We start from the raw sequence: 26,935 nt of genomic DNA, 5'->3' as shown, positions 1-26,935 counted from the left end.
GAAGAACTAAAGCAGTCCGCATGAAGTGACGCGACAAGTACGTTGACAACCGCCGTGAGCGCCCGAGCCGCAAGACGGGCGAATGAGGCTTCGTGGCCGGCTGGTGCCTGATGAGAGTGGACAGCGTCGGCAGCGGATGCATTCTTAATGGAGTCCTTCCGGAAGTACTATGCTTTGCGCTATGAACAATCACCATACAGTCACATTTTCGACCTATTACGTTTCCCTACCAGCCATTCATTTTTAGTCGACGTGCAGGAGGTGTCGTAATGACGAACGCCCGCCCCGCCCTCAAACCCCTTACACTGGTCGCCGCTGTGATGCTCGCTGTTGCCGGCGGCTCGAGTGCGCAGGCGCAAACGTTGCAAGCGACTGCGCCCCCCGGTGCTTCGCCCGTGAGCCAGCAGCAGCCGCTAAGTGGCGTCGATCCGGACAACGTTGCAGACGGGTCGGAGCCAGCGGAGGATCCTCCGGACCTCTCATCTGCGGTTGTTAGTGCCGCGACACGCGCACTGACACCTGGCGCCGCCCTCGCCCCATCCTTCACCGCGACCGACTGGCCCACGTTCGGCATGAACGCGCAGCGGACCGGAAATAACCCGGTGGAGACGGTGTTGACGACGTCCACCGTGGCGAGTTTGCACACTCACTGGACGAAGGATCTGGGCGGCCCCATCCTGACCCAGCCGACGCTGGCGGCGGGCGTGAACATCAACGGCACGCTGACTGATGTCGTCTATGCCGCGACCCTCCAGGGGAGCATGTTCGCGCTTAACGCTTCCACCGGTGCCGTCATCTGGCAACAAAAGGTCACGCCCGCGCATACCACCTGCGCCGACTTCAACATGTCAGGTGGCAACATCGGGTACATCGGGACGCCCGCCATCGACCGTACCCGGAACCGGCTGTACATCGTGAGCGGGGACGGGTTTCTACATGCGTATGACCTGGCAACCGGCGCCGACCTTCCGGCATTGCACGTCTTGATCCCGGATAAGGCCGATGTGTCAAGGACCTTTGTCTTCGGCGGCCCGACGCTTAGCGGCACGTCGCTATACGTCACGACGGCCAGTGCCTGCGATTTCACGCCGTACCATGGAAAAGCCGTGCAAGTCTCGGTTACCAGCGGGGCGATCCTGCAGCAATGGTACCCGGACGGTGCAACCGGACCGAATGGCGGTGGTATCTGGGGGTTTGGGGGCGTCTCGGTCGTGCGTGGCGGGTCAGCGGTGTACGCCCTGACGGGCAACGCGTTCGCCAGTCCGCAAAATACCGCGTTTGCAGAACACGTCGTCAAGCTCACCAGCAGCCTCGCTGTGACTGCGTCAAACGCACCGATGCCGCCGGCTACCAAAGACGCCGACTTCGGTGCGACGGCACCGCTGTTCCAGCCGCGTAGTTGCCCAACGATGCTGGCAGCGTTCCAGAAGACCGGCGAACTGTTCCTCTATAACCAGGCCACCATCCCGTCCGGCCCCGTTCAGACACTGGATATCAGTCAGCCCAGGGATGCCGGAACCAACATCGGTCTGCCTGCATTTGATCCGGTACTGAAACAGCTATACATCGGGTCGCCCTCCGATTCGCCGACCGGCTTCAACAAGCACGGGCTTCTCGCGCTGGCCTTCAATAGCACGTGTACCGTCAGCCTGGCCTGGCAGCAACCGGTCGGCAAAAACACGATCTCCGACAATCCGTCCATCCCTCCCATCGTCGCCAACGGGGTGGTGTACTACGCCGACGGCATCGCCAGCCAGGTGTATGCGGTGAACGCAAAAAGCGGACAGATACTCTGGAGCACCGATAACCTTCCAGTCGCGGAGCGGCCCGCGGGCGGCGTCCTCACGTCGCCCACGGTCGTGAACGGGCAGCTTTTCGTGGCGGGCCTCGACCACATACTGCGTGCCTTCGGTCTGTAGCACACGGCATCGAATAACCCTTAACGCACCCTGTCGGTCGGTCAAAACTGTTGCAATAGCGCTCGCCAGCATCGGGCCATACCGGACCGGCGAGCTGCGTGTACGATAGGACCAGTTGACTTATGAGTCTCAGGAGACACCATGAAAGCGGTGTGCCCGCTGCACGGGCCAACGACCATCATCCGCACGAACGCGCACGGGTTTCCGGTGTATAAGTGCTGCTGCGACGACGTGCCCTACGTAATGCCCCCGGACGCATGTACGAGGGCGCCGACACAACGCGGATCTGAGCCTCGACAGCAACCCCAACAACCGAAATCGAAGCAGGAATGACACTGACGATCAGTCTGTTGCCGGTGTGCTGAGTCGCAGCTATGGACGCGTGGGCGGTATTACGGCCCACCTTCGCGAATCGTCAGAGCATTCTTCACGGACGTAACGCCAGAAACGCCTTTCGCTATCGAGACCGCCTTGTCGATCAGTGCCGGATCGGTGACGCTTCCAGCTAGCGTTACTGCACCACCTTTTACGAGTACATTGATGCCCGTGGTATCGACACCGCCCTTCGAAAGCGCCTGAACCACTTTTCTGCTTAATGCCCGATTCGCCTTTCTGACGGCGGATTTCGACGCCCCTTGCGTTGTCGCCGATATGGCAGACGATTCGCTTTCCTGTGCCCACGCATTGACGGAAGCGACAACAATCAATGCAGCACCAGCGAGCTTGAGTGTTCTGATTGCGTTCATTGGCTGCTCCAGTATCAATCACCTAACGGAAGACCCTCTCCAGGATCCCGACGTACCGCCGCTTTACATGCATTCACGCACATGGGTAGCGGTTTGCTGCGCGCTCGGCCTTGTATCGACCCCTTGCGGCCCTTCGATATTGTCATTTTGGCGAGAATTTCAGTTGCGCTCGTGTGGATTCAATTCCAGCAGTTGGCGTGCTAACTGACTGGTGATCACCAGGCCGTATTTGGCGCAAACTCCGTTGTCGGTTTCCTTGCCGCAGCAAGGGCAAAACCACCGTCCCAGATTGAACTGCGCCAACTTGTAGGACAAAGGAGGGCCTTTCAACGTGAGCGTATCTAATTGCTCTCGAACAGAGGTGCTAAATAGTGAGCCCGAAAACGAGCACCGGAGCTCTCCCCCAGTGGTATTAACGAGCGGTGCGGAACAGTAGGGACAGTGCATAGGCTGTAGCGTGCGGTCCCGTTGATAGTCGACGATCTTGGCGGAGATGTCGAACGTCTGAAGTTGGCCGAGCGCGGTCCGATGCTGAACCGCAGTGGCGGGCCGGGTTTTGATCGCGCTGCATCCGGCTCAAGTCGACCCTGAGCCGACGTTCACCGTTCTACGAAGCGGACATTGATTCAAGGTAACCTGACCCGCTTCTGAAGCTACCCACGGATCGCTTGAAATCATCGTCCTTTAGTACATTCGCGGGACGAGCGTGTCATCCGCTACCCGCTGCACTGTACCCTGCCATGAGCGCCTCGGCCTCCCTTGCGAACGGGTGCATGCTGTCTACCGCGAGGCGTATCAGCGCAATCATGGGCGAGTAGCGCGCGTACTTCTGATAACGATTGATGCTTGCCCCAATGTCTTGCATGCGCCATTCTAACTTCGCGCTCGCGAAGTCAACATGCTCGTACGCTACTCGTTCACGGCGCCGGTGGCCGTCGCACGCGGTGAATTGCGCCCACTGCGCGATTCAACCGATCCTTAGGTCGGGGCACTGCCGTTGCTCCCCGGACCCCTTATTTTGCATTCGTCTTGTGCCTTACGTCCCGGGTGGCATACTTGGCTCATTCGCGGTTGAGAGAAAAGCGCGCGTCAGCTTCCGATAACCAGGCATTTTTATAGTCATGAATCCAAGAGGACATGCCGAATGAACAGTTTCGATACAGCAATCCTAGCTTTCCTGACGCACAACGCTTTTAGCTCCGACCTGATTAACCACGCGATAAGGGTAATCGCGGACCTGTATACATTCAAGGGCCTCGTGCTCATACCCATTTTGTGGTGGATGTGGTTCAAACCCAGTCAGCGTGGCGAATGGGAGCGTGAAATGGTCATTGCAACGATTGTGGGCGGCCTTCTGGCGCTCGCAATCGGCAGGCTTCTCGCCGATTATTTGCCATTTCGGGTGCGGCCAATCTATAACCCCGAGCTGCACCTGCACTTTCCATCCGCCAGTCTGCGAGACGTGCGAACCTGGAGTTCCTTTCCGAGCGACCACGCGATGCTGTGGATGTCAGTCGCGACAGGAATTTTTCTCGTCTGGCGCCGCGTGGGCGTGCTTGCGCTTTTGTACACCGCGATCTTCATATGCATGCCGCGCGTTTATCTCGGCTTGCACTATCCGACCGACATACTCGCGGGTGCGGCGATCGGGATTATCATCACATACGTAATGACACGGGACTCCGTCAGAACGCGTTTTGCGGTGCCGATACTGGGATGGATTCAGAGATTTCCCGGGGGCGGTTATACGTTGGCGTTTCTCTTGTGTTTTGAACTGATAACCCAGTCGGTGGAAATACGTTTGCTCGAGCAGTCCGTTTCAAAGGCAGTACGACTGGACGGGACCGCAACTTATCGGCCCGGCAACCACTGGCAATAGCGTGAGCGTGAGGAGTGGACGGTGAGACCGGCGGCGCACGTCCCAATCCGCCCGCTGAACTCACGCGCTGCCAGTCGCAAGGCAAAGTTACTTCAGGTGAATGAGGACTGATCCCTCCGATATCTCCGGCGCGCCCACGCCCGTGTTTCCGGCGTTTTTCGCGATCCAGTCCTTCGCCTTCTGCACGCTTTCGTCAGTGCCTGTCTTGTCCTGGCAAACAGTCACCGAGAATCCGCCATCGCCGCTGCGTGCGAGGGTGTAGCTGACAAAGCCTTTGACCGAACGCATCAGTTCTTCGACGTCAGCCGTGCGCTTCTCCAGCAGATCGAACAACTCCTTTGCACCCTTTCCGGAAAATCTCCTTATAACAGTTTGCATGATTGCATCCTCCTGTTTGACCAGCGAAACGAGCATGCCGCACGAACAATGTGTGCAGCGTGTAACTGCTCTTTCCGACAGCGTGTAGTGCGTGGAAGTAATTGAGAAGGCCGCGCACCTGACTTCCGCGACCCATACCAAGTGTAGTAACTGTACCGCCGTAGTAAACATGAGAAGCGGTGCAAAATCCAGGTGCCTTCAGCCAACGTCCGCAATCGGCCGACTACGGTCTGACATGCGCGTGGCTAGTCTCCGTGCGCGGATTGCGGGTGCTACAGACGCGGGACATGAGCAATATGCATCTTATCTATTTGCAACACTCGCAGGCCTCAACTATGTTGAATAGCCTGAAGGCTCGGCTGCCGGGCGGGTGCCATGTCCGATATTCCTAGCACTCTTACGCGATTCCGAGTTCGCGACAATAGCAGGGAGACTCGGCTATGACGACACCGCTGCTCGGACAGATGATGGACGTGCCGCTGACGGTTTCCTCACTGCTGGCCCATGCGTCACGTCACTTCGGCACGACCGAGATCGTGTCAAAGCGCATCGAAGGCGACGTGCATCGCTACACGTATCGCGACTGCGAAAAACGCGCGAAGCAACTGGCACAGGCGCTTATCGCGCTGGATGTGCAGCCGGGCGAACGGATCGGCACGCTGGCATGGAACGGTTACCGCCATCTGGAAGCCTATTACGGCACGACGGGCTTCGGGGCCGTCTGCCATACCATCAACCCCCGGCTCTTCCCCGAGCAGATCGCATGGATCATCAACGACGCCGATGACAGCTACGTGCTGTTCGATACGACGTTCGCGCAGCTGATCGATTGCCTTGCGCCCCTCTGCCCGAAGGTGCGTGGGTGGATCGCGCTTGCCGACGACGCGCATCTGCCTGCGATGCAGACGCCCATACCGCTCATCAGCTACGAGACGTTGCTCAAACCGCACGACGGCGCATTCGACTGGCCGCTCCTCGACGAGCGCCAGGCATCGTACCTCTGTTACACCTCGGGCACGACAGGCAATCCAAAGGGCGCGCTGTATTCGCATCGCTCTACGGTGCTGCACGCGTACGCCGGTTCGCTGCCGGATGCGATGTGTCTATCGGCGCGCGACTCGGTGTTGCCCGTCGTGCCGATGTTTCATGCGAATGCATGGGGCATGCCGCATGCCGCGCCGCTCACGGGCGCGAAACTCGTCCTTCCGGGCAAGGATCTCGACGGAAAATCCCTGTTCGAACTGATGCAGGCGGAGCGCGTTACGTATTCCGCCGGCGTGCCAACCGTCTGGCTTGGCCTGCTCAACTACATGAAGGAAGCGGGCGTGCGGTTGTCGTCACTGCAACGCGCGGTGATCGGCGGGTCCGCGTGCCCGCCGGCGATGCTGCGCACCTTCGAGGAATACGGCGTCGAAGCCATTCACGGATGGGGCATGACAGAGATGTCACCGCTCGGCACGCTCGCAAAACTCAACTGGGAACAATCACAGCGGTCGCCGGAAGAGCAGCGCAGGCTGCGCGAAAAGCAGGGACACGTGATCTACGGCGTGGACATGAAGATCGTCGGCGACGATGGGCGCGATCTGCCGTGGGACGGCATCGCGTTCGGCGAACTGCACACGCGCGGTCCGTGGGTGATCAAGCGGTATTTCCAGCAGGACGACTCGCCGCTCGTCGACGGCTGGTTTCCGACCGGCGACGTGGCCACGATCGACCGGGACGGTTTCATGCGCATCACCGACCGCAGCAAGGATGTGATCAAGTCGGGAGGCGAGTGGATCAGTTCGATCGAAATCGAGAACATCGCGATCGCGCATCCGGCCGTCGCAGAGGCGGCCTGCATCGCCTGCGCCCATCCGAAGTGGCTGCAGCGGCCGCTGCTCGTCGTCGTCAAACGCATGGACGCGGAGATCACGCGCGACGAACTGCTCGCGTTCTACGAGGGCAAGGTCGCGAAGTGGTGGATGCCAGATGACGTTGTCTTCGTCAACGAATTGCCGCATACGGCCGTTGGCAAGCTGCACAAACTGAAGCTGCGCGAGCAGTTCTGCGATCACCTGCTGCCGTCGGCGCTCGAAGTTGAGAACTGTCCGCTTGCCGACGAGCGCGCAACGGGAGGCGCCGGGTCGAAACCTGCGGCGGAATAATCGGAAGGAGGCTGTCAAAGGGACCGCCACCGCACCGCCATTTGGTGCAACCGGCCGTAGCCGACCCACAGCGGACTGACAGGGTTCCCGATTGCGGCCATTCAGCCTAGCGTTTTGCCGACTGCGGGCGGCAGCAGTCAGCACGGGATCAAGCTACACTAGGGCAACGCACTTAGTCATCGGTACGCAAGGCAATTCCAGTCCGCGCGACGTTCGGTACGTCGAAATCGAATCCCCCGACCAACCACAGTAACGATAAAACGGTGCCGCGTTCAGCGTGGCATCGAGCCGCATCGAGGCAAGTCCGTGATCGCGAGCCAACGCTTCGAGTGACTGCAGCATCTTGCGTCCAATACCGCGCCCCATGTGAGACGGCCGGACGAAGATGGCGTCCACTTGCCCACTTGCGACGGTAAGCATCCCTGTGCCAACGACAAATCCTTCATCGACGGCTACGTAAAAGTCGCGTTCGACAACGTTGGCCCATTTGTCGGTCGGCGAGCCATCAACCCACGCTGACAAGGATGCTTCCGGATAATATTTAGCGCACGCCGCAAGTACCGAAGCCTTGCGGATATCCCACGCATCGAGCACATCGCCACTGCTAGCTTTCCGTATCGTCAGCATGCCGCGCTCCTCGGCACGATCTGCCAGGTCCAGGCGTCGATAAGACTCAGAAGATCGGAAACACATACTTTGTCGTGCATGCAATCACTCCTATTTGTGCCAATACAAAACGGAGCGATTGAAAAGATACGGCCCCGTCATGACTGGCGGGGCCGTTGAGGAAATCTATGTGCGATGTATGAACGTCACGATTCCCACGACTCGCCAGTGGCGGTCATGGTGCACATCATGAAATTGCGCGTGTCGTAGTTCATGACCGGAGGTTGCCGTTCTAGAGCGTAGCTGTCAATAGCGATCTGGAAATTGTCGCCGATTCAGGCAGTCACCACGAGCGGCTCAAATTGGCCGGACCTTACCGATGGGTTATCAGCGGCAAGCGATCCAACGTGAGTATCACGCGAAGTTGATATCGAAATTTAACCGCTGAGATTCGGATGTGAGACGTGAACGACTCCGGCTCGTGCTTAGCTAGGCATGTCGGCAAGCAACGCCCATCGCTCATGGTCTCGCCATTCGCCATTTATGCGGAGATAGCGTGGCGATAAACCTTCCTGTTTAAAACCTAACCGACGCACAAGTGCGATCGATGCAGAGTTCCCAGGTTGAATGTTTGCCTCCAGCGTGTGCGGGGTCTGGATTGTCGCCGATCTGGTGGAGACGGATCAACGTCCGAAATTGGCCGAAGCACGTCCTTGCCGTTCTCAATCAGGAACAGAAAACACTGCCTGGAGGTCGCGCTTCATATAGCGAACCCATCCGATTCTTCCTTTGTCCCGAGTTCCCAGATCCAACCAGCCGGCTTTTGCATACGAACGGCGGCCAGCCTCATTCTCTTCGTCGACGGAAAGCATAATGGACGAGGTGTCGACCCAGTGGATCAAGAGCCATTCCGGCAGATACCGGAGCGCAGCCGTTCCGAGTCCCAAACCTTGGAAGCGCAAGTCGATACGTAGGGCCGAAATGACGGCCGCTCCCGTTAAAGCCCAACTGGGTGCGGCGCTTCGCCTCTTCAAAACGAGGAAGCCTACAGTGACGTCTCCGTCGAAGATAGCCGCACCCTGAATGTCGCCAGTCAGATCGGATGCGCAAGCGTCGACTGCTCGGTGAGTCGGCCCGGCATATTCAATCTGTTGATCGGAAATTTTCAAATTCTCAACGTCGATTTTCTGGGTCGGACTTAACTCCTCCCATCGGACGATGCGGATCACATGAGCCATTGTTTTTTCCAACTAGGCAAACGCGGGAAAGGGTATCGGGGCAATCCGCCACATTCTACTAGCTGCCCGCAGCGTCGAAATTGTCGACGATTCAGTATTCGCCGATGACCGTCCGTTCCTGGCCGAGCCCGGAACTTCGGAAGCCGGCCGAGTCCGGTCAGACGCCCCTCGGCCGCGAACTTCGCTAGTCGGCCCTCACCGCACCTTCGCCTCGCGAGAAATCACCCGCTCGCGGGCCACGCTTGCCACCCCGAACCGCCAGTTGGCATCTGAACGCTCATCCACCTCGCGGACCAGCTGAAAGCGCTGCTCGGGCTGGGCTCCAACGCGTTTGCCCGTGCTGGGAATGCGAACAGCTCAACCTTTTCCGCGCCTCGCCGATATACCGCTCTAACGCAGCGTCGAGTTGGACAGACGCGACGCTTGCTGGAGCGGCCAGTGGACAAGGACAGTTTCCTGCGAAACGCCGTTCGCCGAACGGGCGAGCGGCGCCTGGCACGCTTCGAAGAAGACCCTTCCCGATCGAAGAATCTTCCGGCCCATAGCGCGCATGCCAGCACGACAAGGAAGGCAGCCACAGGAACCATCAGTCGCTCCCCATGTGAAGCCCGTCAGGTTGTCAACGCTGCGAGCATGGGCCAAACCGCAATCCCCCGATTCAGGTGCCTCAGGAGGGCACGCTTCACTATCATGAAACGAATCTATGCCACGTTCCTCACCGCCCTTCTGATCGCTACGCTCGCGCCGGAGTGTTACGGACAGTACACCACCGACTGGGTGGCGAACACATCTGGGACCAACGCTACCCACGTGGGTAGCGTCGCGCGCTCCATGTGGATAGCGCCCGAGGGCGTCATCTACACGGCTTCCATGTGGGACGAAAACGAAGGTGGCGTCTCGATATACCAGAACGGCCAGAGCCTGGGATCCATAGGAGGTCATGGCGAGTTTCAGGGCAGCGCCATTACGGGTAACGCAACTTCGATCTTCGCCGCTCTGCAATTTAATGCCACTTACGGCAGCGGCACGGTCGGGCGGTACAACCGAACCACTCAAACTCGCGACTTTCTCATCCCGGTCAGTGCGACAACGACTGAGCAGCGGGCTGATGTAATCACGGGACTCGCGACGTCGGGCTCGCTCCTTTATGCGAGCGACTCGCCTGGAAATCGCATCCGCGTCTACACCACCGACGGCGTCTGGCGGCAGGATATCGCCGTCTCAAGCCCTGGCGCGCTGGCGGTGGACAGCGCAGGAAACATCTGGGTGGCGCAGAAGAGCGCGGGCGCGATCCTCGAATTCAATCCGGCCGGCGTGCTCGTGAACACCATCCAGATGTCCGTCGCCTCTCGACCGTCCTCGCTGTATCTCGATTCGTCGACCGGGTTTCTCATGATCGGCGACGCGGGCCCCGACATGAACATCAAGATCTATAACACTTTGGTCATTCCATTTCTGATCAGTACATTTGGCATTCAGGGGGGATATCTCGATACAACAACGGGAATCAAAGGCCAGGTTGGCGACAGGCGTTTTACCCGCGTCACCGGCATCGGCAAAGACGCCGCCGGCAACCTGTACGTGCTCAACAACCCGTGGGGCGGAAGCTGGGACCTCGGCCGCGACGGCGGCACCGACATTCACTCCTACGACAGTTCTGGCCACCTGCAATGGAAGCTTCAGTCTCTGAACTTCGAGGGGGTCGCCGCTCCGGACCCGGCTACCGACGGCGCGTACTTCTATGGAGGGACCAACATCTACACCGGCACCGCTGGGGGAACCTTCGTAGCGAACACGGTCGATCCGATCGACTATCCATCCGATCCACGCATCAACATCAACGATCGCTCACGGGATGAGCACTTCGGCCAACTTGCCACCGTCGGCGCCAACCGGATCCTCGTGGCGTCCGGCCAGAATCCCGATACCTTCTACTTCTTCCACTTCAATGCTGCGAATGGCTACATCGCCATACCGGACGCCACGCTTCCCGGTGCGGCGTTCAATACGACCGCACCGGTCAGGGACGGATTCTGCCTCGACAGCAAAGGGGACGTCTGGGCCGGTTTGGACAAGACGAATGCCATCTGGCACTATCCGCTGACCGGCTTCGATGCCAACGGGAAGCCGAGTTGGGGAGCAGGAATTGCAACGCCCATTCCGGGCACGATCACGCCATTGACGCGGATCATCTACCTGCCGGAAAGCGACACGATGATCCTGGCCCAGGGAGTTGTCGGGAGCGCAGACTGGACGTCGATCGGAACGCGGATCGAGGTGTATCACGGCTGGCTCGCAGGCAACACGACCGCTCCCAATCCGGTGATCAACCTCACCAGCGCCAATCCCAAGTCGATCACGGCGGCCGGCAACTATCTCTTCGTCGGATACGTACACACCGTGCCCAACATCGATGCCTTCAATCTCACCACAGGCAGCCTGGACACCACGTTGATCAACAGCAACCCCAACACCGTGTACGTCGGCAATGACGTGGATTCGATGTACGGCCTTCGATCGTACCGTCGGTCGACCGGGGAGTACGTGATCACGAAGGACAACTACAACGGGGCCAGCGTCATCATCTATCGCTGGACACACTGATCGACAGTGCTCGTCGCGGCTACGCCCCGGCGAGCACCTCACGTCATGTCGACTTATTGACCTTGTTTCTTTCCACAGGCAGCGTTCGGCCGGAGCGCTCCTTCAGAGCGGTGGAGCGCAGCGAGCTCCGACCGAATCAAACCATGCGCCTTCAGTGCGGCACGTTCACCACCCCATGGCTCACCCCGATCGCATTGCTACCGGGGTTCGCCACAAAGGCCGGGAGGTTTGCCACGCTTAACGCCGGTGCAGCGCCCGGGCTGCCGCCGCGCGGCACCGTGCGAATCACCTGCGACGGCGGTAGCGGTGTGCCGTTCTTCAGATGGCTCCACATCAGGTTGAGCGCCTGGATGTTGTAGTAGTGGACCGGCACGAAGCGGGTGTCGAAGCCCGGCACGCCGAGGAACGCGTCGAAATGCTGTCCGTTCGTCACCTCGTAGAACGACAACTGGCTGCGCGAGCCTTCTCTCACGCTGTTTGCCGCAAGATAAGCGCGTGAAGCATGATTGATTGGTACGAGTGCATCGCTGCGGCCCTGAACGATGATTGCGGGCTTTCCATGCAGGTTCGCATTCACACGGATTGCCTCGACACTCGCTCGCATGCGCGGGTCTCTATCCGTCCACAACGCGCGCACGCATGCCGCACCCACGAAGCTTGCATCGGGTGTCGCGAGCCGATGATCGGCTCCCCCTTGTGGCGTGACGTTATAGACGAGGCTGACACCGTTGGTCGGCGGCACACCATTGCCCAGCCCGAACACGGTCCCCATCGGCGAGACGGCAGGTGTAAAACCAGCAGCGCCCGTTGCCGGATTCGTCGTGCCGAAACTGAAACCGCACAGGTTGTCGATTACGCTCGACTTTGTATACGCGTTGGCGTACGTCACCGCGACGGCCGGCACGGCCTGCGAGTCCCACATCGGTGCGTGCAGGAGGTCGGAATCGGCTTCATAGCCAGCCTCGTGCAGCTGCGCGAGCGCGTCGTTCGCCTGCGTTTGCGTGTCGCTACCGTGCACGTATCCGGCCGCGGCGAGCGACGTGCAGCGAGCCTGGCGGATCGCCGTCGTCGTCGCGACGGGCAGCGCGGTGAGATACGGCGCGCCGGCGGCCGCCTCCGCGAGGGCAGCGCACGGCTGGAGCAGGTTGGCAAGCGTTGTGTAATCCGCCAGCGGTTTGCCGGCCGCCGTGATGCGCTGGCCACCCTCGATCACTCGCGCACTATCTGGCATGCGGACGTTGACCTGCGGTTCGCCAACCACCACCGCCGTAATCCACCCCTTCGTATCCTGCTCGGCGGCCGCGAGCGACGCACCGCCGCCGTTGCTCACGGACGCCGCGATCGTCGTGATACCACCAGGGCTGTAGCGCACTCCGTGTTTCGATGAGCCGGCGGGCAATGCGAACTGCCGGTTCAAGGCCCAATATGCAAACTGCACAGCCTCGAGCGTGTCCTTGCCCCAGTCCTCTTCAGGGTTCTGCTGGGAATGTGCGTGCTTGAACGCATAGCGGTTCGGGAACTTCTGGTTGTAGGTCGACAGCGTGCTGCCAGGCACGTTGGCGGTGAAAAGACTGTTGCGCCCGGCGGTGGCGGCGTCCGCGAGGCGGCCGTCGATCAGTGTGACGACACCGGTCATCAGCTCGTGTGCCCCGTTGCCGGTGTCTTTGTCCGTATAGGCTACCGCGCAACCGCGCTTGAGCCCCCACTCGCCAGCCGCCGAAATTGCGCCGTAAACCCCGCGCGAGCCCGATGACGTGGCCGTGACGATGCACGGGTTCGCTGGATCGAAGCTCGCCGGCACCTGGACGAGAAGGCTGACGTTCTGCCGGCCCCTGCCGTCGTCGGCATACGCGAGGTATTCGGTGCCGGGGACTTTTCCTTCGCCAAGGGTGTCGTTGCCATACAGATCGACATTGGATCCCCAGAAACGACCGTAGCCGCCATTCGCCGTCATGTCGACGAGCGCGCGGTAATTTGCCCAGATCGCGAGCCGCCGCAACTCGGCTGCCGTCGGGCTCGCCGGGTTCGCGATAGCGGGCGCTGGGCCTGCGAGTCCGGTTTTGCCGAGACCGGCGGTTAGCAGGTCATCGCTGATGCCGTCATAGGTGGTCGTCCTGAGACTGTCCGCCACGACGAACCACGGCAGGCCATTCGGGCCTGGGCGGCGGTCTTCGTGATCGTCGGCCCGTGCAACAGGGACGAGTACTGCGCTCACTATCGCGGCGCTGAGCAGCATTGCCTTTTTCCGGGTTGCCATCCGCATGTCTCTCATCGATGTCTCCTTGTGTGCTGTTGGATTTCGATGCGCCGCGCACTGCGAAAGCCCTTGTGCAGCCTTGAATCACGGCGTCACAAGACACTAGGACATCAGGACCGCAGATACAATGAAGTTTTGCACGGTTGTAGGCGGCCGGTGTGGCTGCCCTTCGGGCCGGATTACTTCATATGCTTCGCGAACGGCTGCTTTGGAGCGAACGCGATGCCCGACCCTGAGCCGCCTTTCGGACTCGCGACACTGCAACGGCCGCTTCGGGGGCGCAGCCTTTCGTCTGGTGTATGGCGATGCTCCGAAGCACACGGCGGATCGTCTAAACTTCAGAATCGACGAACAAGGCCATTCCCGTTCGGCTACCTCGCCATGGCGCACATCTTCTTCGCTGCTTCGATTCAACGGCATATCGCAACGCCCGAGCGCGAGATCGATGCGCGCACGCTCGGCGAAGCACTCGAGGCCGTCTTTGCCGCGCAACCTCGACTGCGCGGCTACATCGTTGACGATCAGGGCTCACTGCGAAGGCATCTCGCCGTGTTTGTCGACGGCCGGCCGGTGCGCGACCGACAACATCTGTCCGATGCGCTCGGTGAGGAAAGCCGGGTTTACGTCATACAGGCGCTGTCGGGCGGATAAGAAGGTTCCACTCGTACTCCTGGAGACACTCGACATGAGCGATCGATTGCTTGTTGCAACCCGCAAGGGACTGTTCGTTCTGCAAGCCGACGACGAGGGTGGCTGGACCCTCGGTGAGCCGTATTTCGTCGGCGAGCCGGTGAGCATGGTGCTGCCTGATCCGCGCGACGGATCGCTGTATGTCGCGCTCAATCTCGGCCACTTCGGCGTGAAGCTGCATCGCCGGCGCGCTGGCATGGCGGATTGGGAAGAGTGCGCGGTTCCCGTCTACCCGCCGCAGCCTGCTGACGAGACGCGTACCGGTGACGGCGCGGACAATGCGAGCGCGGCCGCGCCCAGCCCGTCGCCGCCTTGGACGCTTCAGCAAATCTGGTCGCTCGAAACCGGCGGCCCGGACGAGCCGGGCGTCTTGTGGGCCGGCACGATCCCCGGTGGGCTCTTCCGTTCTGACGATGGTGGCGACACATGGGTGCTCAACCGTGCGCTGTGGGATCGCCCGGAGCGCCGCGAATGGCTCGGAGGCGGCTACGACGCGCCGGGCATCCATTCCGTGATGGTCGATCCGCGCAACAGCCGGCACGTGACGGTCGGCGTGTCGTGCGGCGGCGTCTGGCAAACGGCCGATGGTGGTGCGACCTGGCGCCTGAGTGCCGAGGGCATGGAGGCCGACTATATGCCGCCAGAGCGGCGCGGCGATGCCAACGTGCAAGACCCGCACCGCGTCGTGCAATGCACGGCAAACCCCGATGTGCTGTGGACGCAGCATCACTGCGCGATCTTCCGCTCGACCGACGGCGCTGCCCACTGGCAGCGGATCGAAGCGCAGCCATCGAGTTTCGGCTTCGCGGTTGCCGTGCACCCGCGCGAGCCGGACACCGCGTGGTTCGTGCCCGCCGTGAAAGACCAGTACCGGATCCCGGTAGACGGCCAGTTCGTCGTCACGCGCACACGCGACGGAGGCCGCACGTTCGAGCGCTTCTCGAACGGGTTGCCGCCTACACCGGCCTATGACCTCGTGTATCGGCACGGGCTCGCCGTAGACGACTTCGGCACGCGCCTCGCGATGGGGTCGACCACTGGCGCGCTATGGACATCCGACGATGGCGGCGAAAGCTGGCATTTGATTTCAGCGCATTTGCCGCCGGTATATTGTGTTCGGTTTGGATGAGGGCGCCGAGCAAACGCATTCGCTTTAGCTAACTTGCGCCGTCGCCACCCTGCCAGCGAATGTACGCGGCAGTACTCATCGCGTCGATGTTCGGCAGCTCGCCGACGCGAACGTGCTGAAAAAACCCAAGCACTGGCCCCAAGGGGATTTTTCTGGTGTGGATTCAATCCAGCACGAATATCCCAAGCGTTTCCAATCCAACGGTCTGTCATCGTTGACGCGTCGAAGAAGCTCCTGTGCGATTACCTCGCACCAGATCAAGGCATCTTCCGCCGACCTTGTCTCGATAAATACACCCGATGACGATTCGTAATTTTCGATCAGTCCGCGCTCAAATAGCTCACGCCGTTCAGGCTCGTGGTATTGGAAAATGACGAGATATTCGTGCGCCATGCCGTAAGGGAAGGATTGACGGTTTTTCCCGGACGCAGTTCGTGCCAACGGCGTCGAGACCTGCTATCGATTGTCGGCGACGTGCGCACCGATGTCGAACGTCTGAAAGTGTTTAGGTTTATTCGACGCCTGCCCACATCTGCTTGTGGCGCTCGCCCATGCTCGTGACTGTGGGCAGGCATCCTACAAATCTGAACGACTGAAGTCGCTCACGTTCTCAATGGTTAGTGCTGCGCGGGAACCGGCCGTTGGGCAGCGTCTGCTTCTTCGTTTGTCGCGGAATTGGCTGACGTTTGTTTGCTCGGGCTCGGCTTCGTGGCTGCTGGTGTTTCCGCCGTCGCTATTTGTGATGCCTCTGCAAGAAGGCGCGCTGCACGGCTCGCGGTGATGCGGCTTTGAGGGATGCCTTTCGCATCGAGCGCGATCACCTGGTATAGCTCACGGTCACACTCAAGCTCCCGCTGATATTGCTCTGCTGTGTCGACAAGCAATTCAAGCATGGTCTGTTGACGTCGTCTTTCGTCGCTCGTGATGGCAGGATTCCTACACATTGAGGACGCAAGTGTGATCAATGTGTTGAGTTGGCTCAACTGCCGGTTGCATAGCTGCGACTTCAGAGGTCGCAGAGGGCGCGCGGTTAGTCGTCTCTACGTTCACACTCAGTGCGCAGGCGTATCTGGGCTTCGCCAATGTTCGGACTTAGCGGTCGATGACGGTTCATCGGCCTTATGTGAAGCTTTCCATAAGGCCGAGAATCAGCCGTCCGCAAACTTCGAATGGACTTGACGATTCGTGCCACAGATAGCGGCGGCGGGAGGCGGAGCTAGTTCTTCAGAATGGTTGCGCGGCGGCGGGCCAACTTCCCTCCCTGACTCCCAATCCTCACTTCACCGCCCCCAGCGCCAACCCCTTAACCAAGAACCTCTGCAACCAAGCAAACACAATCGAAACCGGCAACGTCGCACAAAGAGTAGCGGCCATCACCAAATGCCATTCCACAACATACTTCCCAGCCACCATATCCGTCACCTGCACGGTCAAAGTCTTATTCTCCGGCGACCGAATCAACGTATATACAACCGCAAACTCATTCCAAGCATTAATGAAGGTAAAGATCGCCGTAACAACAATCGCCGGCACAGCCAACGGCAAAAACACCTTAAAAACGGCCCGAGTCCTCCCACACCCCTCCAACCAGGCCGACTCCTCAAGATCCCTCGGCACCGTCTGAAAGTAAGAAGACAACATCCAAACCGCGAACGCGATATTGAACGCAGCATAAGAAACGATGACGCCAATCTTGGAGTCAACCAGATTCCCATCCCCATAAGGAATCATCGCCGCGAGCCGGAACAACCCAACAACCAGCAAGATCGGCGACAACATCTGCGTCACCAGCAGAAACTGCGAATACAACCCTTTCCCACGAAACGGAAACCTCGCCAACGCATAAGCCGCCGGCAAGCTCACCGCCAGCGCCAACGCAGTCGACAAAAAGCTGATCACACAACTATTCCTCAGCGCCACGCCAAAGTTAGCCGCAACCCACATATCCGAAAAATTGCTCCACTGCCAATGCACCGGCAACCACCTTGCCGGATAAACAAAAATCTCCGTAGCCGGTTTCAACGCAGTAAACAACATCACAGCAAACGGAAACAGCACGGCCACAATCAGTGGCGAAAGTGCCAACCAGCACCACAGCGAGCGCTTCATCTTGACGCTGAGACTCATGACGTCTCTCCTTCTTTCGCGGGCTGCAGGCGCAGATAGGCAATCGAGAAAACGAACAGCATGACGAGCATGATCAGCGACACCGCCGCGGCTTCGCCGGGACGTCCCAGCCGGAACCCAAGCTCATAGAGATACGTGACGAGAATATGCGTGCCGTTATCCGGCCCGCCTTGCGTCATCACCCAGATGATCGGAAAAGAATTGAACACATAGATCACGTTCAACAGAATCGTCATGTTGATAAACGGCCGCAAGAGCGGCATCGTCAGCTTGCGAAACTGTTGCCACGCACTGGCGCCATCCATCCGCGCCGCTTCATAAATGTCACCCGGCACGGACGACAACCCGCCCAGCAGAATCGTCACCGTAAATGGAATCGACACCAGAATGCCAACCGCGATCTCCACCGGAAACGCGAGCTCCGGCGTCGCGAGCCAATGTATCGGACCGTTGATCAAACCAAGCCGCTGCAACGTGACGTTGACCATGCCGTAGTCATCGTTGAAGGCCCAGCGCCACACCACGGCGGTCATCGTCAGCGAGACGGACCACGGCAGCATCACAATCGTGCGCGCGACGCCGCGTCCATAGAAATCCTGATTCAGCACCAGTGCAACCGGCACCGAAATTAGTACCGTGCCGCCCACCACGAACACGGTCCAGACAATCGTCCGCTTAGCAGCAGCGAGGAACGAGGGGTCCGTGAATATCGTATAGAAGTTCTGCAGACCGGTGAAATCGCGGATTGCGCCGAAGCGCGAGACCTCGTGCAGCGATTGCCACACGATGTTGAAAATTGGATAGCTGATGATGAAGAGCGCCAACACCAGACTCGGCGCAATCAGCAACCAGGGCGCCTGGAGGCGCGAAGAAGCGGAACGGCTCATGCGTGCTCGATCGTAAGACGCGTCCCCATTCAAGAAGCGGACGCGACGGGATGGGCCGGATAGTGCATTACGGACATGACAACCGAAACGCGCGCCGCCTTCGCACCGGCGGCGCGCGTTTCGTGTTCAGCAAATCACTACGAGACTACGCGATCACTTGCCAAGCGACTTATTCGCTTGCGTCGCTGCGGCAGTCAACGCGTCCGCCGGCTTCGCCTTGCCCAGGTAGATCGATTGCATTGAATCGGTCACAGCCTTCGCGGTGTCTTCCCAACCGGTCACGGTCGGCGCGAAGTGAGCGGTCGGCAGCAGCGCGACGAAAGCTTTGGTATCCGGATCGTTGAACGCCGGATCGGTCGCCTCAGCCTTGGTGGTCGGCAGGAAGCCTTCGGTCGTCGTGAACTCGACGCGCGGTTCCTTCGTGAACAGATAGTCCAGGAACTTCCAGGCCGACTTCTTCACCTTCGAGTTCTTGAACATCACGATCGAGTCGGTCACGGCATACGTGGCGTGCGTCGTGCCCATCGGGATCGGATCGATGCCGTACTTCAGGTTCGGCGCTTCCTTCTTGATCTGCTTGGCGAGGAACGGCGCGGAGATCATCATCGCGACGCGGCCCTGCTTGAACAGGTTCTGCACATCTTCGCGACTGTAGCCGGTCACGCCAGGCTGCGTCAGGCCGTCGTCGATCAGCGTCTTGTACAGCGTGGCCGCCTTGATGCCGGCCGGCGAATTGAACGCGGCCTTGCCGTCCTTGCCGACGACGTCGCCGCCGTTGGTCCACAGCGCGTAGTAATAGTAGACGTCGGTTTCGATTTCCTTGCCTTGCAGGCCGAAGCCGGCAACGCCCTGTGCCTTCAGTTTCTTCGACGCATCGATCACGTCATTCCACGTTTTCGGGCCGTCGGGATAGCCAACCTTCGCGAGCAGATCCTTGTTGTAGTAGAGCGCGCGTGCGGAAGCGGCGATCGGCAGGCCGTACACCTTGCCGTTGATTTCGCCCGGTGCGAGGAACGGGCCGATGAAGCGGCCCTTGAAGCTGGCGTCCATGTAGCCGTCGAGCGGCTCGGCGACGTCGTCCTTCACGAAGTCGAGCAGCCAGCGCGTACCGACGATCGCCAGGTCGGCGTTGGCGCCGCCGGAGATGTCCGTTTGCAGTTTCTGTTGCAGCGTGTCCCAGTTCACGTCTTCGATCTTGATCGTGGTGCCGGGATTGGCCTTCTCGAAGTTACGGGCCATCTTTTCGAAGTACGGCGCGGTCGCATCGCTGTAATGCGCGACCGTCACGCGGACCGTGTCGGCGTGAGCCGCGACGGCGATACCTGCAAACGCGAGCGCCACGGCAACTTTGCCTAGCGCGAGGGAAGCACGGGCATGCAACGACATTTCTCTCTCCTGTGTCGATCGGAGTTAGCGCTTTACGCTTACTCCGGTCCCATCCAACGATGGTGGGGGGTGGTCTGCTGCCGTCGCCGGCCGCTTTGGGTTAAATTGTTTGAAAAAATCCTACATGACGCAAAATAGCTTGTCACGTAGGGTCTGCCATATTTTTTCTCAGCCAGTTTTGTGCATAAGATGCTGTAAAGCAGGGGTATTCTGCATAACGCGAAGTCACGGATACCCAATCTTCGGGATGACTAGACAACTGTTCGATGTCGGTTTTGTAGGAAATTTACACGCTAAACCGGCGCTGCAACGAGGTTGAAAGGCGAGGGTAGACATGAATCGTGTGGTGTTGGTGACAGGCGCTTGCGGTGGGATCGGCAGCGTGTTGTGCAAGCGTTTCGTGGAGCAGGGCGACACGGTGCTGGCGCTCGATGTCGACGCGGTCGCGCTTCACGGATTGGTTGCACAACTCGGCGTCGCGCATGTCACGCCGATCACGGTCGATCTGGGTGATGCTGCCGCAGTGCAGCAAGCGGTTGCCGAGGCGGTGAAAACGCGCGGTCCGGTGGACGTGCTGGTCGCCAACGCGGGTGCCGCCAAAGGTTTGACGCTCGCCACGACGGATGCCGCCAGTTGGCAGCGCGACATCCATCTGAATCTGAATGGCACGTATCACTCGGTGGAAGCGGTGCGCGCGTCGATGATCGAACGGCAGACGGGCGTGCTGGTGCTGATTGGCTCGGTGAACGGCATGGCCGCGCTCGGACATCCGGCGTATAGCGCGGCGAAAGCGGGTCTCATCAGCTACACGAAAGCGCTGGCGATCGAACTCGGCCGCTATGGCATCCGCGCGAACATCGTCTGTCCGGGCACGGTGAAGACGCAGGCGTGGCAGGCGCGTGTCGACAAGAATCCGCAGGTCTTCGAGGATCTGAAGAAGTGGTACCCGTTGCGCGACTTTGCGACACCGGACGACATCGCCGATGCGGTGCTGTTCCTCTCATCGCCGATGGCGCGTGTGATTACCGGCGTCGCGTTGCCGGTCGACGGTGGACTGATGGCCGGCAACCGTTTGATGGCGGAAGAGTTGACGCTCGAATCGCTTTGAATGGATTGGATTCGCTTTGAACTGCTTTGACCCGATAGCGCGGCGTGTTTTTTGCTCGATGAAGCAAGGCAGCACGTTCGCATGACAGTACGACGATGAGGACAGCATGGCAGCAGTGCAACTAAGCGGCATCTTCAAACGCTATGGCGACACGCAAGTGGTGCACGGCATCGATCTCCACATCGACGACGGCGAGTTCGTCGTGCTGGTCGGCCCGTCGGGCTGCGGCAAGAGCACGCTGATGCGCATGGTGGCGGGGCTCGAAGAAATCAGCGGCGGCGATCTGATGATTGGCGGCACGCGCGCGAATACGCTCGCACCGCAGCAGCGCAATATTTCGATGGTGTTTCAGAGCTACGCGCTTTATCCGCATCTGTCGGTCTACGAAAACATAGCGTTCGGGCCGCGGATTCGCAAGGAATCGTCGGCGAGTTTCAAGCCGCGGATCGAAGCTGCGGCGAAGATGTTGAACCTCGGCGGGTATCTGGATCGCTTGCCGCGTGCGCTGTCAGGTGGTCAACGTCAGCGGGTGGCGATGGGCCGCGCGGTGGTGCGCGAGCCGTCGCTGTTCCTCTTCGACGAACCGCTGTCCAATCTCGACGCCAAACTGCGCGTGCAGATGCGCACGGAAATCAAGGCGCTGCATCAGCGTCTGAAGAATACGGTGATCTACGTCACGCACGATCAGATCGAAGCGATGACGATGGCCGACCGCATCGTCGTGATGAACGCGGGGCGGATCGAGCAGGTCGGCCGTCCGCTCGACCTGTATGACCGTCCGGCGAATCTGTTCGTCGCGAGTTTCCTCGGCTCGCCGTCGATGAATTTCGCTGAAGGCGTGTTGGTCAATCGCACGGATGGACAGGGTTTCGCGTTAAAACTCACGGACGGTGGCGAGATCGTGCTGGAAGGCACGCCGGCCTCGGCGGTGGTCGGCGCAAAAATCACGCTTGGTGTGCGTCCCGAACACATTGAAACGATGGCTGACAAGCCGGACACCACGATGGAAGTCGAAGTGGTCGAGCCGACTGGCGCCGAGACCCATTTGTACGGGAAAATAGGCGGCAACACGTGGTGCGTGACGACTCGCCAGCGCTCGAAAGTCGAGCCCGGTCAGCGCGTCACGCTGCGTCTGCCGGCCGAGCATATTCATCTGTTCGATACGGAGAGTGGACGCAGGCTGGTCTGAACCGCGTGTTGCCGCTTGAGGCTGATTCAAGCTGATTGAAGCTGCGATGCGACGCGGATTCATTTAACCCTTAAGGAACACCGGGTGTCCGCACCGAACTTGATTCCCCACATCCGCGGCGCGCTGGCCAATCTGCGGCCCGCCGAGCGCAAGGTCGCCGAGATGGTGCTGAGCGACGTCGACTTTGCGATGCGCGCGAGCATCACCGAGCTCGCCCAGCGCGCGGACGTGTCCGAGCCTTCCGTCACGCGCTTTTGCCGCGCGATCGGCGCGCATGGTCTGCGCGACTTCAAGATGCAATTGGCGCAGAGCGTGGCGGGCGGGGTGCCGTATGCGTCGACGGCGGTTGCGCGTGACGATGACGTGCAGACGTTGATGGACAAGGTGGGTGAGGCTGCTGTCGATGGGATCACGCATGCGTGTAGTGCGTTGGATCCGGCGGTGGTTGAGAGTGCGATTGCGGCGTTGTCGAGCGCGGGAAGGGTTTTCTTCTTTGGCGTTGGGTCGGGTTCGGGGCTCGTTGCGCAAGATGCGGCTTTAAGGTTTTTGCGGCTGGATATTGCGGCTACTGCGTTTACTGATGGTCATTTGCAGCGGCTTTATGCGGGGCTCATGGAACCCGGTGATGTGGCGTTTGCGATTTCGCATTCGGGGCGCAGCGTCGAAGTGAATGAAAGCATTCAGATCGCTAAGGAGCGTGGTGCTACTACGATTGCGCTGACGAATGTCGGTTCGCGGTTAGCGTGGTTGGTCGATATTCCGCTGCTGCTGCGCGTGCCGAGTCCGATCGATCCAAATACGCCAGGCGTGTCCCGGCTTGTGCATCTTTGCATCATGGATGCGCTGGCGATCGGCGTCGCGTTGAAGGCGCGGCCCAAGACGCTTGAAAAGATGCGGCACGCGAAGGCGCGGTTGGCGTCGCATGAACCGGAAGCGGCGGGGGATTGAGCGGGAAAGAGCGTCCGCTTCAAGAGCCCTGCGACGAACGCGTGAACAGTCACGCTGCTTGAGGACGCCAGGCGATCATGCCCGCCGTCCGCGCACGAACCTCCGGCGAGGCTAAACAGGTCGCAACGGCCTCGTAGCCCGGTGTTCCTGGATAGGGGGCGACGACAGTAGGCGGGCTGTGATTCGCCGGGCACAGAATGATTGACTCGTCAGGGCCGATTGCATCCAGATCCAGAATCGCTGAAGAGCGCGTCATCAGAAACAACGGACGTCCACCCACTTTGGTGCGTTGGCGAAGATGGATGATTAATGCTTCCTGCGTCGCCTGATCTAACCCTTGCTCCACCATGTCGACGACGAGGGCAGCCGGACCTTCGGATTCCAGTTCGACGAGTAGAGCGATTAACGCTTCCGATTCTCCCGCGCCTTCTCCGATAAGCCACGCCAGAGTCTGATCCACTCGCGATTTGAGCGCTGCATCCGCTTCAAGGCGGGCTACGGTCGCGGCATTTCCATCGTTTAGCCGCTCGAGGCCCAGGAAAGCGGCATTCGGTATGTTCTCAGCCAGGCATTTCGCCAGCCGCGTCTTGCCGCTTCCCAACGGACCGATGATGTAGTTCAGCGGTCGGATGTCGCGAAGTTTGAACCGTTCGCCACCCCACGGCCACGGGAGATCAAAAGCTGTGGTGAATTCCGAGGAAGGATTGAGCAGGCGTGCCAGCTCTCCATCGGCAGGTGCCTGACCTCGGGCAAGATCGGAGCGAAGCCCTCGGACTTTGGCTATCGTGTCCACGAGCTGGCGAATTTCCGCTTCAAGCGTCGCCTCGTGGGCAGCCAACGCGGGTTCCAGACTCTGAGGGTCGCCTTTCAACACCTGTGCCACTTGAGCGAGGCTGAGGCCAAGCGCACGCAGGGCCACGATCTCCGCAGCACGATTCATCTCGTTGGGACCGTAGGTGCGATATCCGGCGACCGTGCGTGCCGGCGTCACCAAGCCTCGCTGTTCGTAGAGTCGCAGGGCCTTGGTCGAGACGCCAAGCTGTCTCGCCGCTTCGGAAGCACTTAAAAATGGAGTGGAACAACGCATGAGTCACCTCTTCGTTTGCTGACCACTCGCATCATGGAGTTGGCCCTTGGGGCCGAGTCAACAGGTTTCTTGCAGTCCTGGAAGGCCAAGGACGACCAGGAGTCGAGAAGTAGCAGTGGAGCTCAGCAATCAGCGGCTTAAGGGCCAGCCCTTTCAAGGTCTTGATCAAGATGTCCCGCCTTTGGCGCGTTTAAGCAGGCGGGCGGTACTGTGATGGGCTCGGGCTACCGCGCCTTCGACATAGGGTGCGGGTTTGCGGGTCTTGGGGCCACGCCTGCGCGTGCGTACCTGGGCCGGATCGACGCAGTGGGCCAGCTCGAGCAGTTTGCCGGCAATCACATCGGGCGTAGCATCGCTCCAGTGCGACCATTCGTTCGGCGGCAGCGCGATGAGCATGCCCTCATACTGGCTGCGAATCTGCAAGGCAAGGTAATACGTCGAGACCTCGGGTGGCGCTGCACCGGTTTCATCGGCTGCAGCATGGGCAGTTTCAATACTGCGCCTGAGCGTGGCCAGCACGTTGTACGCCAGCACCGCGACGGTAAAACCCAGCAGCGCGGCCCGCGGATGACCCAGGGTGCGGATCTCGCTTTGCAGCACCGACTCGAGTCGCTGGAACATGCCTTCGATACGCCAGCGCTTGCGATATAGTCGGGCGATCTCGTGTGCGCCCACCGCGGCAGGCAGATTGCTCCACAGCCGGATCACCGTGTCGCCCGCCTCGGTGGGCTGGTCCAACTGCAGTTCGATGCGCCGCCAGCCCTGCAGCCCGGACTTCAGGTCAATGCGTTGCTCACGTACCTGTCCGGTCTCGATGCGCGCAGCGTCCACCCATGGCCCGCTACTGGCAAGCGGCGGGCTGCTGCGGCCATGTTCGCGCACGATGAAGCTGGCCTGCGCCTGATGCCAGCCCAGCAGGATCGTGCTGGTGCAGAAATTCCGGTCGGCCAGTCACAGCTCTCCCGGGCCGGCACATTCGAGCAGCGGGGCCACCGCGGAACGCTCCTGCGCGTGCGCGTCCTCAACGGCGATCAGATCAGTAACCAGTCCCAGATCCGGCTCGTAGACGACCAGGGCCTGCCCGGGCAAGGCGGCGCCCCGCTGTTCACGCAGCGCCGCCAGCCGTTTCTCACTGGCCGGCAGGTGATTGCCATCAAGCACACGCACACGCCAGCCAGGCAGGCTGGCCTGGCATGGCCATGCTGCCAGCACCGGCTCCAGACGCTGTGCGCTACCCTGTACCAGGGCACGCAGGATCGCGGGTTCGGTGCGGTTGACCTTCTCGTACAGCGCGGCCAGCGACACTGGCAGATGCTTCGTCTGCGTCGCCGCAGCGTGCAGCGACGGACTCAGTCCCAGCGACACCAGCGTCATCAGTTCCACCACCGTCGAGAACAGTAATTCACGTGCATATTGCCGTTGCCGGTGCCCGGCAAACACCTCGTCGACCCATTGCGGCGCGATGGCTCTCTGCAGTGCCAGGCGTGCCATCACGCATACCGGTGCCTGCTGCTCGAAACGCTTCATCACCTCGTCAAACATCCCTTCGTACCCGTCGTCCTTGAACAGGTCGCCAGGTTACCAGGTTTGCCGCGCAAAGACCTTGAAAGGGCTGGGCTTAAGGGCCCAACCAAAACCACTTCCCGTTGACCCATTGCTCGCACACGCCCGGTTCCCACGCATGCAGACGCACCTCGTCAAATCTGGCGCCCGCTCGTATGAATAACTTGTCCGTCGCGCCGTTTTCCGACCAGCCTTCCCATAGCCCCGTCTCCGGGCAGAGCATGCCGGTGCAGAGGTTCATCATTCCATATTTCTGACGCTTCTCAGCTTGCTGGTCGAGACGACGCTGCTCGCGTTTCTCCCGAGTCAGTGCAGGATAGGCCCGGCTTAATATGACATCCATCAGGACTGGCGTTGTTGATCCGCCGTCCTCCATTGGGTTTGCACCGGGATCGCCGAAAGTCAGTTCCACGTCTACCGGGAATCGGCTCGTTGGCCGGTCCAGCGCGCGATAGCGATAGTGGTGCAGATAGATCGGCGGCGGCGTTGTTCCCATATCGTTGCCGGGCCGCCGGTTACCATTTCCATCGATCCAGTATCCGATACCGAGATGAAGCATGTCTTCTAGGCTTGATCGGTTGATTCCCTCCATGAGTGGACTGAACCGGATTGTGATGATTGTGGGAACTGGCTTGACCATCATGCGGTTGGCCGTGTAGTCGGCTGGATCGCCTTCCGTCATCAACACGATTTGCGTACGAGGAAGAACTGAATTCTCGAAGGAATATTCCTTACCCACGGAACCCTTGATAGGCTCTGTGGCAAAGTTACCGCCAAAGGCAAGTTGGGCGGGATCGAACGGCTGGTCGTCCCGCAGGATTGCCATCGCTGTCGTTAGCATCCTGAGCGCCATTGCGCGCTGCTCGTCGGTAATCGCCGGCCTCATGTCAGCTCCTTGTACCGATTGTCCGGAGGGCTGCTTCATAATCGGCTGTGCATGTACCGGGATTGCGCACCAGAGGATCATCAGGGTTCTGCCAGTATGCTTGAACCACTTCCGCGCAAGCGTAGGCATCTTCTTCATGGAGCTGGCTCCTGTAGCCGGTT

19 protein-coding genes and 3 pseudogenes are annotated in these 26,935 nt (G+C 60.1%); 9 read left to right on the top strand and 13 right to left on the bottom strand.

Annotated features, from left to right (window positions below):
• Nucleotides 1-395 precede the first annotated feature (395 nt).
• Nucleotides 396-1,919, top strand: coding sequence for a PQQ-binding-like beta-propeller repeat protein (locus M0D67_RS15710; RefSeq protein ID WP_266239135.1), 1,524 nt, complete (start codon nt 396-398; stop codon nt 1,917-1,919).
• A 392-nt stretch (nt 1,920-2,311) separates the two neighbouring features.
• Here the strand turns inward: M0D67_RS15710 and M0D67_RS15705 are convergent, their stop codons facing one another.
• Nucleotides 2,312-2,665, bottom strand: a complete 354-nt coding sequence (locus M0D67_RS15705; protein ID WP_266239134.1) for a BON domain-containing protein — start codon at nt 2,663-2,665, stop codon at nt 2,312-2,314.
• Nucleotides 2,666-3,809: 1,144 nt separating this feature from the next.
• On the opposite strand from M0D67_RS15705, the gene M0D67_RS15700 reads away from it, so the two are divergent.
• On the top strand, nt 3,810-4,544 hold the full coding sequence (locus M0D67_RS15700; protein ID WP_266239133.1) for a phosphatase PAP2 family protein: 735 nt from the start codon (nt 3,810-3,812) through the stop codon (nt 4,542-4,544).
• Between the two features lie 87 nt (nt 4,545-4,631).
• Here the strand turns inward: M0D67_RS15700 and M0D67_RS15695 are convergent, their stop codons facing one another.
• Nucleotides 4,632-4,922 carry a hypothetical protein gene (locus M0D67_RS15695; protein WP_154562303.1) on the bottom strand — a complete coding sequence of 97 codons (291 nt, stop codon included), beginning with the start codon at nt 4,920-4,922 and terminating at the stop codon, nt 4,632-4,634.
• A gap of 440 nt (nt 4,923-5,362) precedes the next feature.
• On the opposite strand from M0D67_RS15695, the gene M0D67_RS15690 reads away from it, so the two are divergent.
• On the top strand, nt 5,363-7,069 hold the full coding sequence (locus M0D67_RS15690; RefSeq protein WP_266239132.1) for a 3-(methylthio)propionyl-CoA ligase: 1,707 nt from the start codon (nt 5,363-5,365) through the stop codon (nt 7,067-7,069).
• Between the two features lie 153 nt (nt 7,070-7,222).
• Here the strand turns inward: M0D67_RS15690 and M0D67_RS15685 are convergent, their stop codons facing one another.
• From M0D67_RS15685 to M0D67_RS15675, 3 genes and pseudogenes are all read right to left on the bottom strand, one after another.
• A complete protein-coding gene (locus M0D67_RS15685) occupies nt 7,223-7,696 on the bottom strand; it encodes a GNAT family N-acetyltransferase (protein ID WP_266239131.1) in 474 nt (157 codons plus the stop codon).
• A 464-nt stretch (nt 7,697-8,160) separates the two neighbouring features.
• Nucleotides 8,161-8,322, bottom strand: a pseudogene (locus M0D67_RS15680) (GNAT family N-acetyltransferase); the annotation flags it as partial.
• 75 nt (nt 8,323-8,397) lie between these two features.
• Nucleotides 8,398-8,913 carry an N-acetyltransferase gene (locus M0D67_RS15675; RefSeq protein ID WP_266239130.1) on the bottom strand — a complete coding sequence of 172 codons (516 nt, stop codon included), beginning with the start codon at nt 8,911-8,913 and terminating at the stop codon, nt 8,398-8,400.
• A gap of 690 nt (nt 8,914-9,603) precedes the next feature.
• Here M0D67_RS15675 and M0D67_RS15670 point away from each other — a divergent pair.
• On the top strand, nt 9,604-11,517 hold the full coding sequence (locus M0D67_RS15670; RefSeq protein WP_266239129.1) for an SMP-30/gluconolactonase/LRE family protein: 1,914 nt from the start codon (nt 9,604-9,606) through the stop codon (nt 11,515-11,517).
• 151 nt (nt 11,518-11,668) lie between these two features.
• Here M0D67_RS15670 and M0D67_RS15665 read toward each other — a convergent pair whose 3' ends face one another.
• Nucleotides 11,669-13,789 (bottom strand): D-(-)-3-hydroxybutyrate oligomer hydrolase, encoded by a 2,121-nt coding sequence (locus M0D67_RS15665; protein ID WP_266239128.1) that lies wholly within the window; start codon nt 13,787-13,789, stop codon nt 11,669-11,671.
• A gap of 366 nt (nt 13,790-14,155) precedes the next feature.
• Here M0D67_RS15665 and M0D67_RS15660 point away from each other — a divergent pair, with 366 nt between their 5' ends.
• The gene (locus M0D67_RS15660; RefSeq protein ID WP_154562331.1) at nt 14,156-14,425 is read left to right on the top strand and encodes a MoaD/ThiS family protein; all 270 of its coding nucleotides are present in this window, start codon (nt 14,156-14,158) and stop codon (nt 14,423-14,425) included.
• 34 nt (nt 14,426-14,459) lie between these two features.
• Nucleotides 14,460-15,593 carry an exo-alpha-sialidase gene (locus M0D67_RS15655; protein WP_266239127.1) on the top strand — a complete coding sequence of 378 codons (1,134 nt, stop codon included), beginning with the start codon at nt 14,460-14,462 and terminating at the stop codon, nt 15,591-15,593.
• Nucleotides 15,594-16,210: 617 nt separating this feature from the next.
• On the opposite strand, the pseudogene M0D67_RS15650 reads toward M0D67_RS15655, so the two are convergent.
• The 4 genes and pseudogenes from M0D67_RS15650 to M0D67_RS15635 all read right to left on the bottom strand — a co-directional run.
• Nucleotides 16,211-16,591 (bottom strand): annotated as a pseudogene (locus M0D67_RS15650) (hypothetical protein); the annotation flags it as partial.
• Between the two features lie 277 nt (nt 16,592-16,868).
• Nucleotides 16,869-17,720 (bottom strand): carbohydrate ABC transporter permease, encoded by an 852-nt coding sequence (locus tag M0D67_RS15645; RefSeq protein WP_097395558.1) that lies wholly within the window; start codon nt 17,718-17,720, stop codon nt 16,869-16,871.
• The gene (locus tag M0D67_RS15640; protein WP_266239126.1) at nt 17,717-18,607 is read right to left on the bottom strand and encodes a carbohydrate ABC transporter permease; all 891 of its coding nucleotides are present in this window, start codon (nt 18,605-18,607) and stop codon (nt 17,717-17,719) included. Before M0D67_RS15640 ends, M0D67_RS15645 begins: the two co-directional genes overlap by 4 nt.
• A 153-nt stretch (nt 18,608-18,760) precedes the next feature.
• Nucleotides 18,761-19,993: a sugar ABC transporter substrate-binding protein gene (locus M0D67_RS15635; protein ID WP_266239125.1), complete on the bottom strand. Its 1,233-nt coding sequence runs from the start codon at nt 19,991-19,993 to the stop codon at nt 18,761-18,763.
• 334 nt (nt 19,994-20,327) lie between these two features.
• Here M0D67_RS15635 and M0D67_RS15630 point away from each other — a divergent pair, with 334 nt between their 5' ends.
• The 3 genes from M0D67_RS15630 to M0D67_RS15620 all read left to right on the top strand — a co-directional run bounded on the left by M0D67_RS15630 (nt 20,328) and on the right by M0D67_RS15620 (nt 23,238).
• Nucleotides 20,328-21,101 carry an SDR family oxidoreductase gene (locus M0D67_RS15630; RefSeq protein WP_266239124.1) on the top strand — a complete coding sequence of 258 codons (774 nt, stop codon included), beginning with the start codon at nt 20,328-20,330 and terminating at the stop codon, nt 21,099-21,101.
• A gap of 106 nt (nt 21,102-21,207) precedes the next feature.
• A complete protein-coding gene (locus M0D67_RS15625) occupies nt 21,208-22,290 on the top strand; it encodes an ABC transporter ATP-binding protein (protein WP_266239123.1) in 1,083 nt (360 codons plus the stop codon).
• An 84-nt stretch (nt 22,291-22,374) separates the two neighbouring features.
• Complete coding sequence (locus tag M0D67_RS15620; RefSeq protein WP_266239122.1) at nt 22,375-23,238, top strand: MurR/RpiR family transcriptional regulator; 864 nt, start codon at nt 22,375-22,377, stop codon at nt 23,236-23,238.
• A gap of 49 nt (nt 23,239-23,287) precedes the next feature.
• On the opposite strand, the gene M0D67_RS15615 is transcribed toward M0D67_RS15620, so the two are convergent.
• The 3 genes and pseudogenes from M0D67_RS15615 to M0D67_RS15605 all read right to left on the bottom strand — a co-directional run bounded on the left by M0D67_RS15615 (nt 23,288) and on the right by M0D67_RS15605 (nt 26,912).
• On the bottom strand, nt 23,288-24,325 hold the full coding sequence (locus tag M0D67_RS15615; RefSeq protein WP_266239121.1) for a MerR family transcriptional regulator: 1,038 nt from the start codon (nt 24,323-24,325) through the stop codon (nt 23,288-23,290).
• A gap of 165 nt (nt 24,326-24,490) precedes the next feature.
• Nucleotides 24,491-25,816: pseudogene (locus M0D67_RS15610) on the bottom strand (IS4 family transposase).
• A 127-nt stretch (nt 25,817-25,943) separates the two neighbouring features.
• The gene (locus M0D67_RS15605) at nt 25,944-26,912 is read right to left on the bottom strand and encodes a hypothetical protein (protein WP_266239120.1); all 969 of its coding nucleotides are present in this window, start codon (nt 26,910-26,912) and stop codon (nt 25,944-25,946) included.
• Between the last annotated feature and the right edge of the window lie 23 nt (nt 26,913-26,935).

Origin of the sequence: Paraburkholderia sp. SECH4, assembly GCF_030511745.1 — a bacterium.
In the GTDB taxonomy this organism is placed as follows: domain Bacteria; phylum Pseudomonadota; class Gammaproteobacteria; order Burkholderiales; family Burkholderiaceae; genus Paraburkholderia; species Paraburkholderia madseniana.
The sequence above is the reverse complement of the archived record's forward strand: the minus strand, read 5'-3'. Positions and strand labels throughout refer to the sequence as shown.

Bases quoted from the DNA above. Each gene is read 5' to 3' on its own strand.
- M0D67_RS15700 (WP_266239133.1), top strand. From the start codon at position 3,810: ATGAACAGTTTCGATACAGCAATCCTAGCTTTCCTGACGCACAACGCT.
- M0D67_RS15705 (WP_266239134.1), bottom strand. From the start codon at position 2,665: ATGAACGCAATCAGAACACTCAAGCTCGCTGGTGCTGCATTGATTGTT.
- M0D67_RS15670 (WP_266239129.1), top strand. From the start codon at position 9,604: ATGAAACGAATCTATGCCACGTTCCTCACCGCCCTTCTGATCGCTACG.
- M0D67_RS15675 (WP_266239130.1), bottom strand. From the start codon at position 8,913: ATGGCTCATGTGATCCGCATCGTCCGATGGGAGGAGTTAAGTCCGACC.
- M0D67_RS15660 (WP_154562331.1), top strand. From the start codon at position 14,156: ATGGCGCACATCTTCTTCGCTGCTTCGATTCAACGGCATATCGCAACG.
- M0D67_RS15605 (WP_266239120.1), bottom strand. From the start codon at position 26,912: ATGAAGAAGATGCCTACGCTTGCGCGGAAGTGGTTCAAGCATACTGGC.
- M0D67_RS15655 (WP_266239127.1), top strand. From the start codon at position 14,460: ATGAGCGATCGATTGCTTGTTGCAACCCGCAAGGGACTGTTCGTTCTG.
- M0D67_RS15690 (WP_266239132.1), top strand. From the start codon at position 5,363: ATGACGACACCGCTGCTCGGACAGATGATGGACGTGCCGCTGACGGTT.
- M0D67_RS15630 (WP_266239124.1), top strand. From the start codon at position 20,328: ATGAATCGTGTGGTGTTGGTGACAGGCGCTTGCGGTGGGATCGGCAGC.
- M0D67_RS15615 (WP_266239121.1), bottom strand. From the start codon at position 24,325: ATGCGTTGTTCCACTCCATTTTTAAGTGCTTCCGAAGCGGCGAGACAG.
- M0D67_RS15635 (WP_266239125.1), bottom strand. From the start codon at position 19,993: ATGTCGTTGCATGCCCGTGCTTCCCTCGCGCTAGGCAAAGTTGCCGTG.
- M0D67_RS15645 (WP_097395558.1), bottom strand. From the start codon at position 17,720: ATGAGTCTCAGCGTCAAGATGAAGCGCTCGCTGTGGTGCTGGTTGGCA.
- M0D67_RS15665 (WP_266239128.1), bottom strand. From the start codon at position 13,789: ATGAGAGACATGCGGATGGCAACCCGGAAAAAGGCAATGCTGCTCAGC.
- M0D67_RS15640 (WP_266239126.1), bottom strand. From the start codon at position 18,607: ATGAGCCGTTCCGCTTCTTCGCGCCTCCAGGCGCCCTGGTTGCTGATT.
- M0D67_RS15685 (WP_266239131.1), bottom strand. From the start codon at position 7,696: ATGCTGACGATACGGAAAGCTAGCAGTGGCGATGTGCTCGATGCGTGG.
- M0D67_RS15695 (WP_154562303.1), bottom strand. From the start codon at position 4,922: ATGCAAACTGTTATAAGGAGATTTTCCGGAAAGGGTGCAAAGGAGTTG.
- M0D67_RS15625 (WP_266239123.1), top strand. From the start codon at position 21,208: ATGGCAGCAGTGCAACTAAGCGGCATCTTCAAACGCTATGGCGACACG.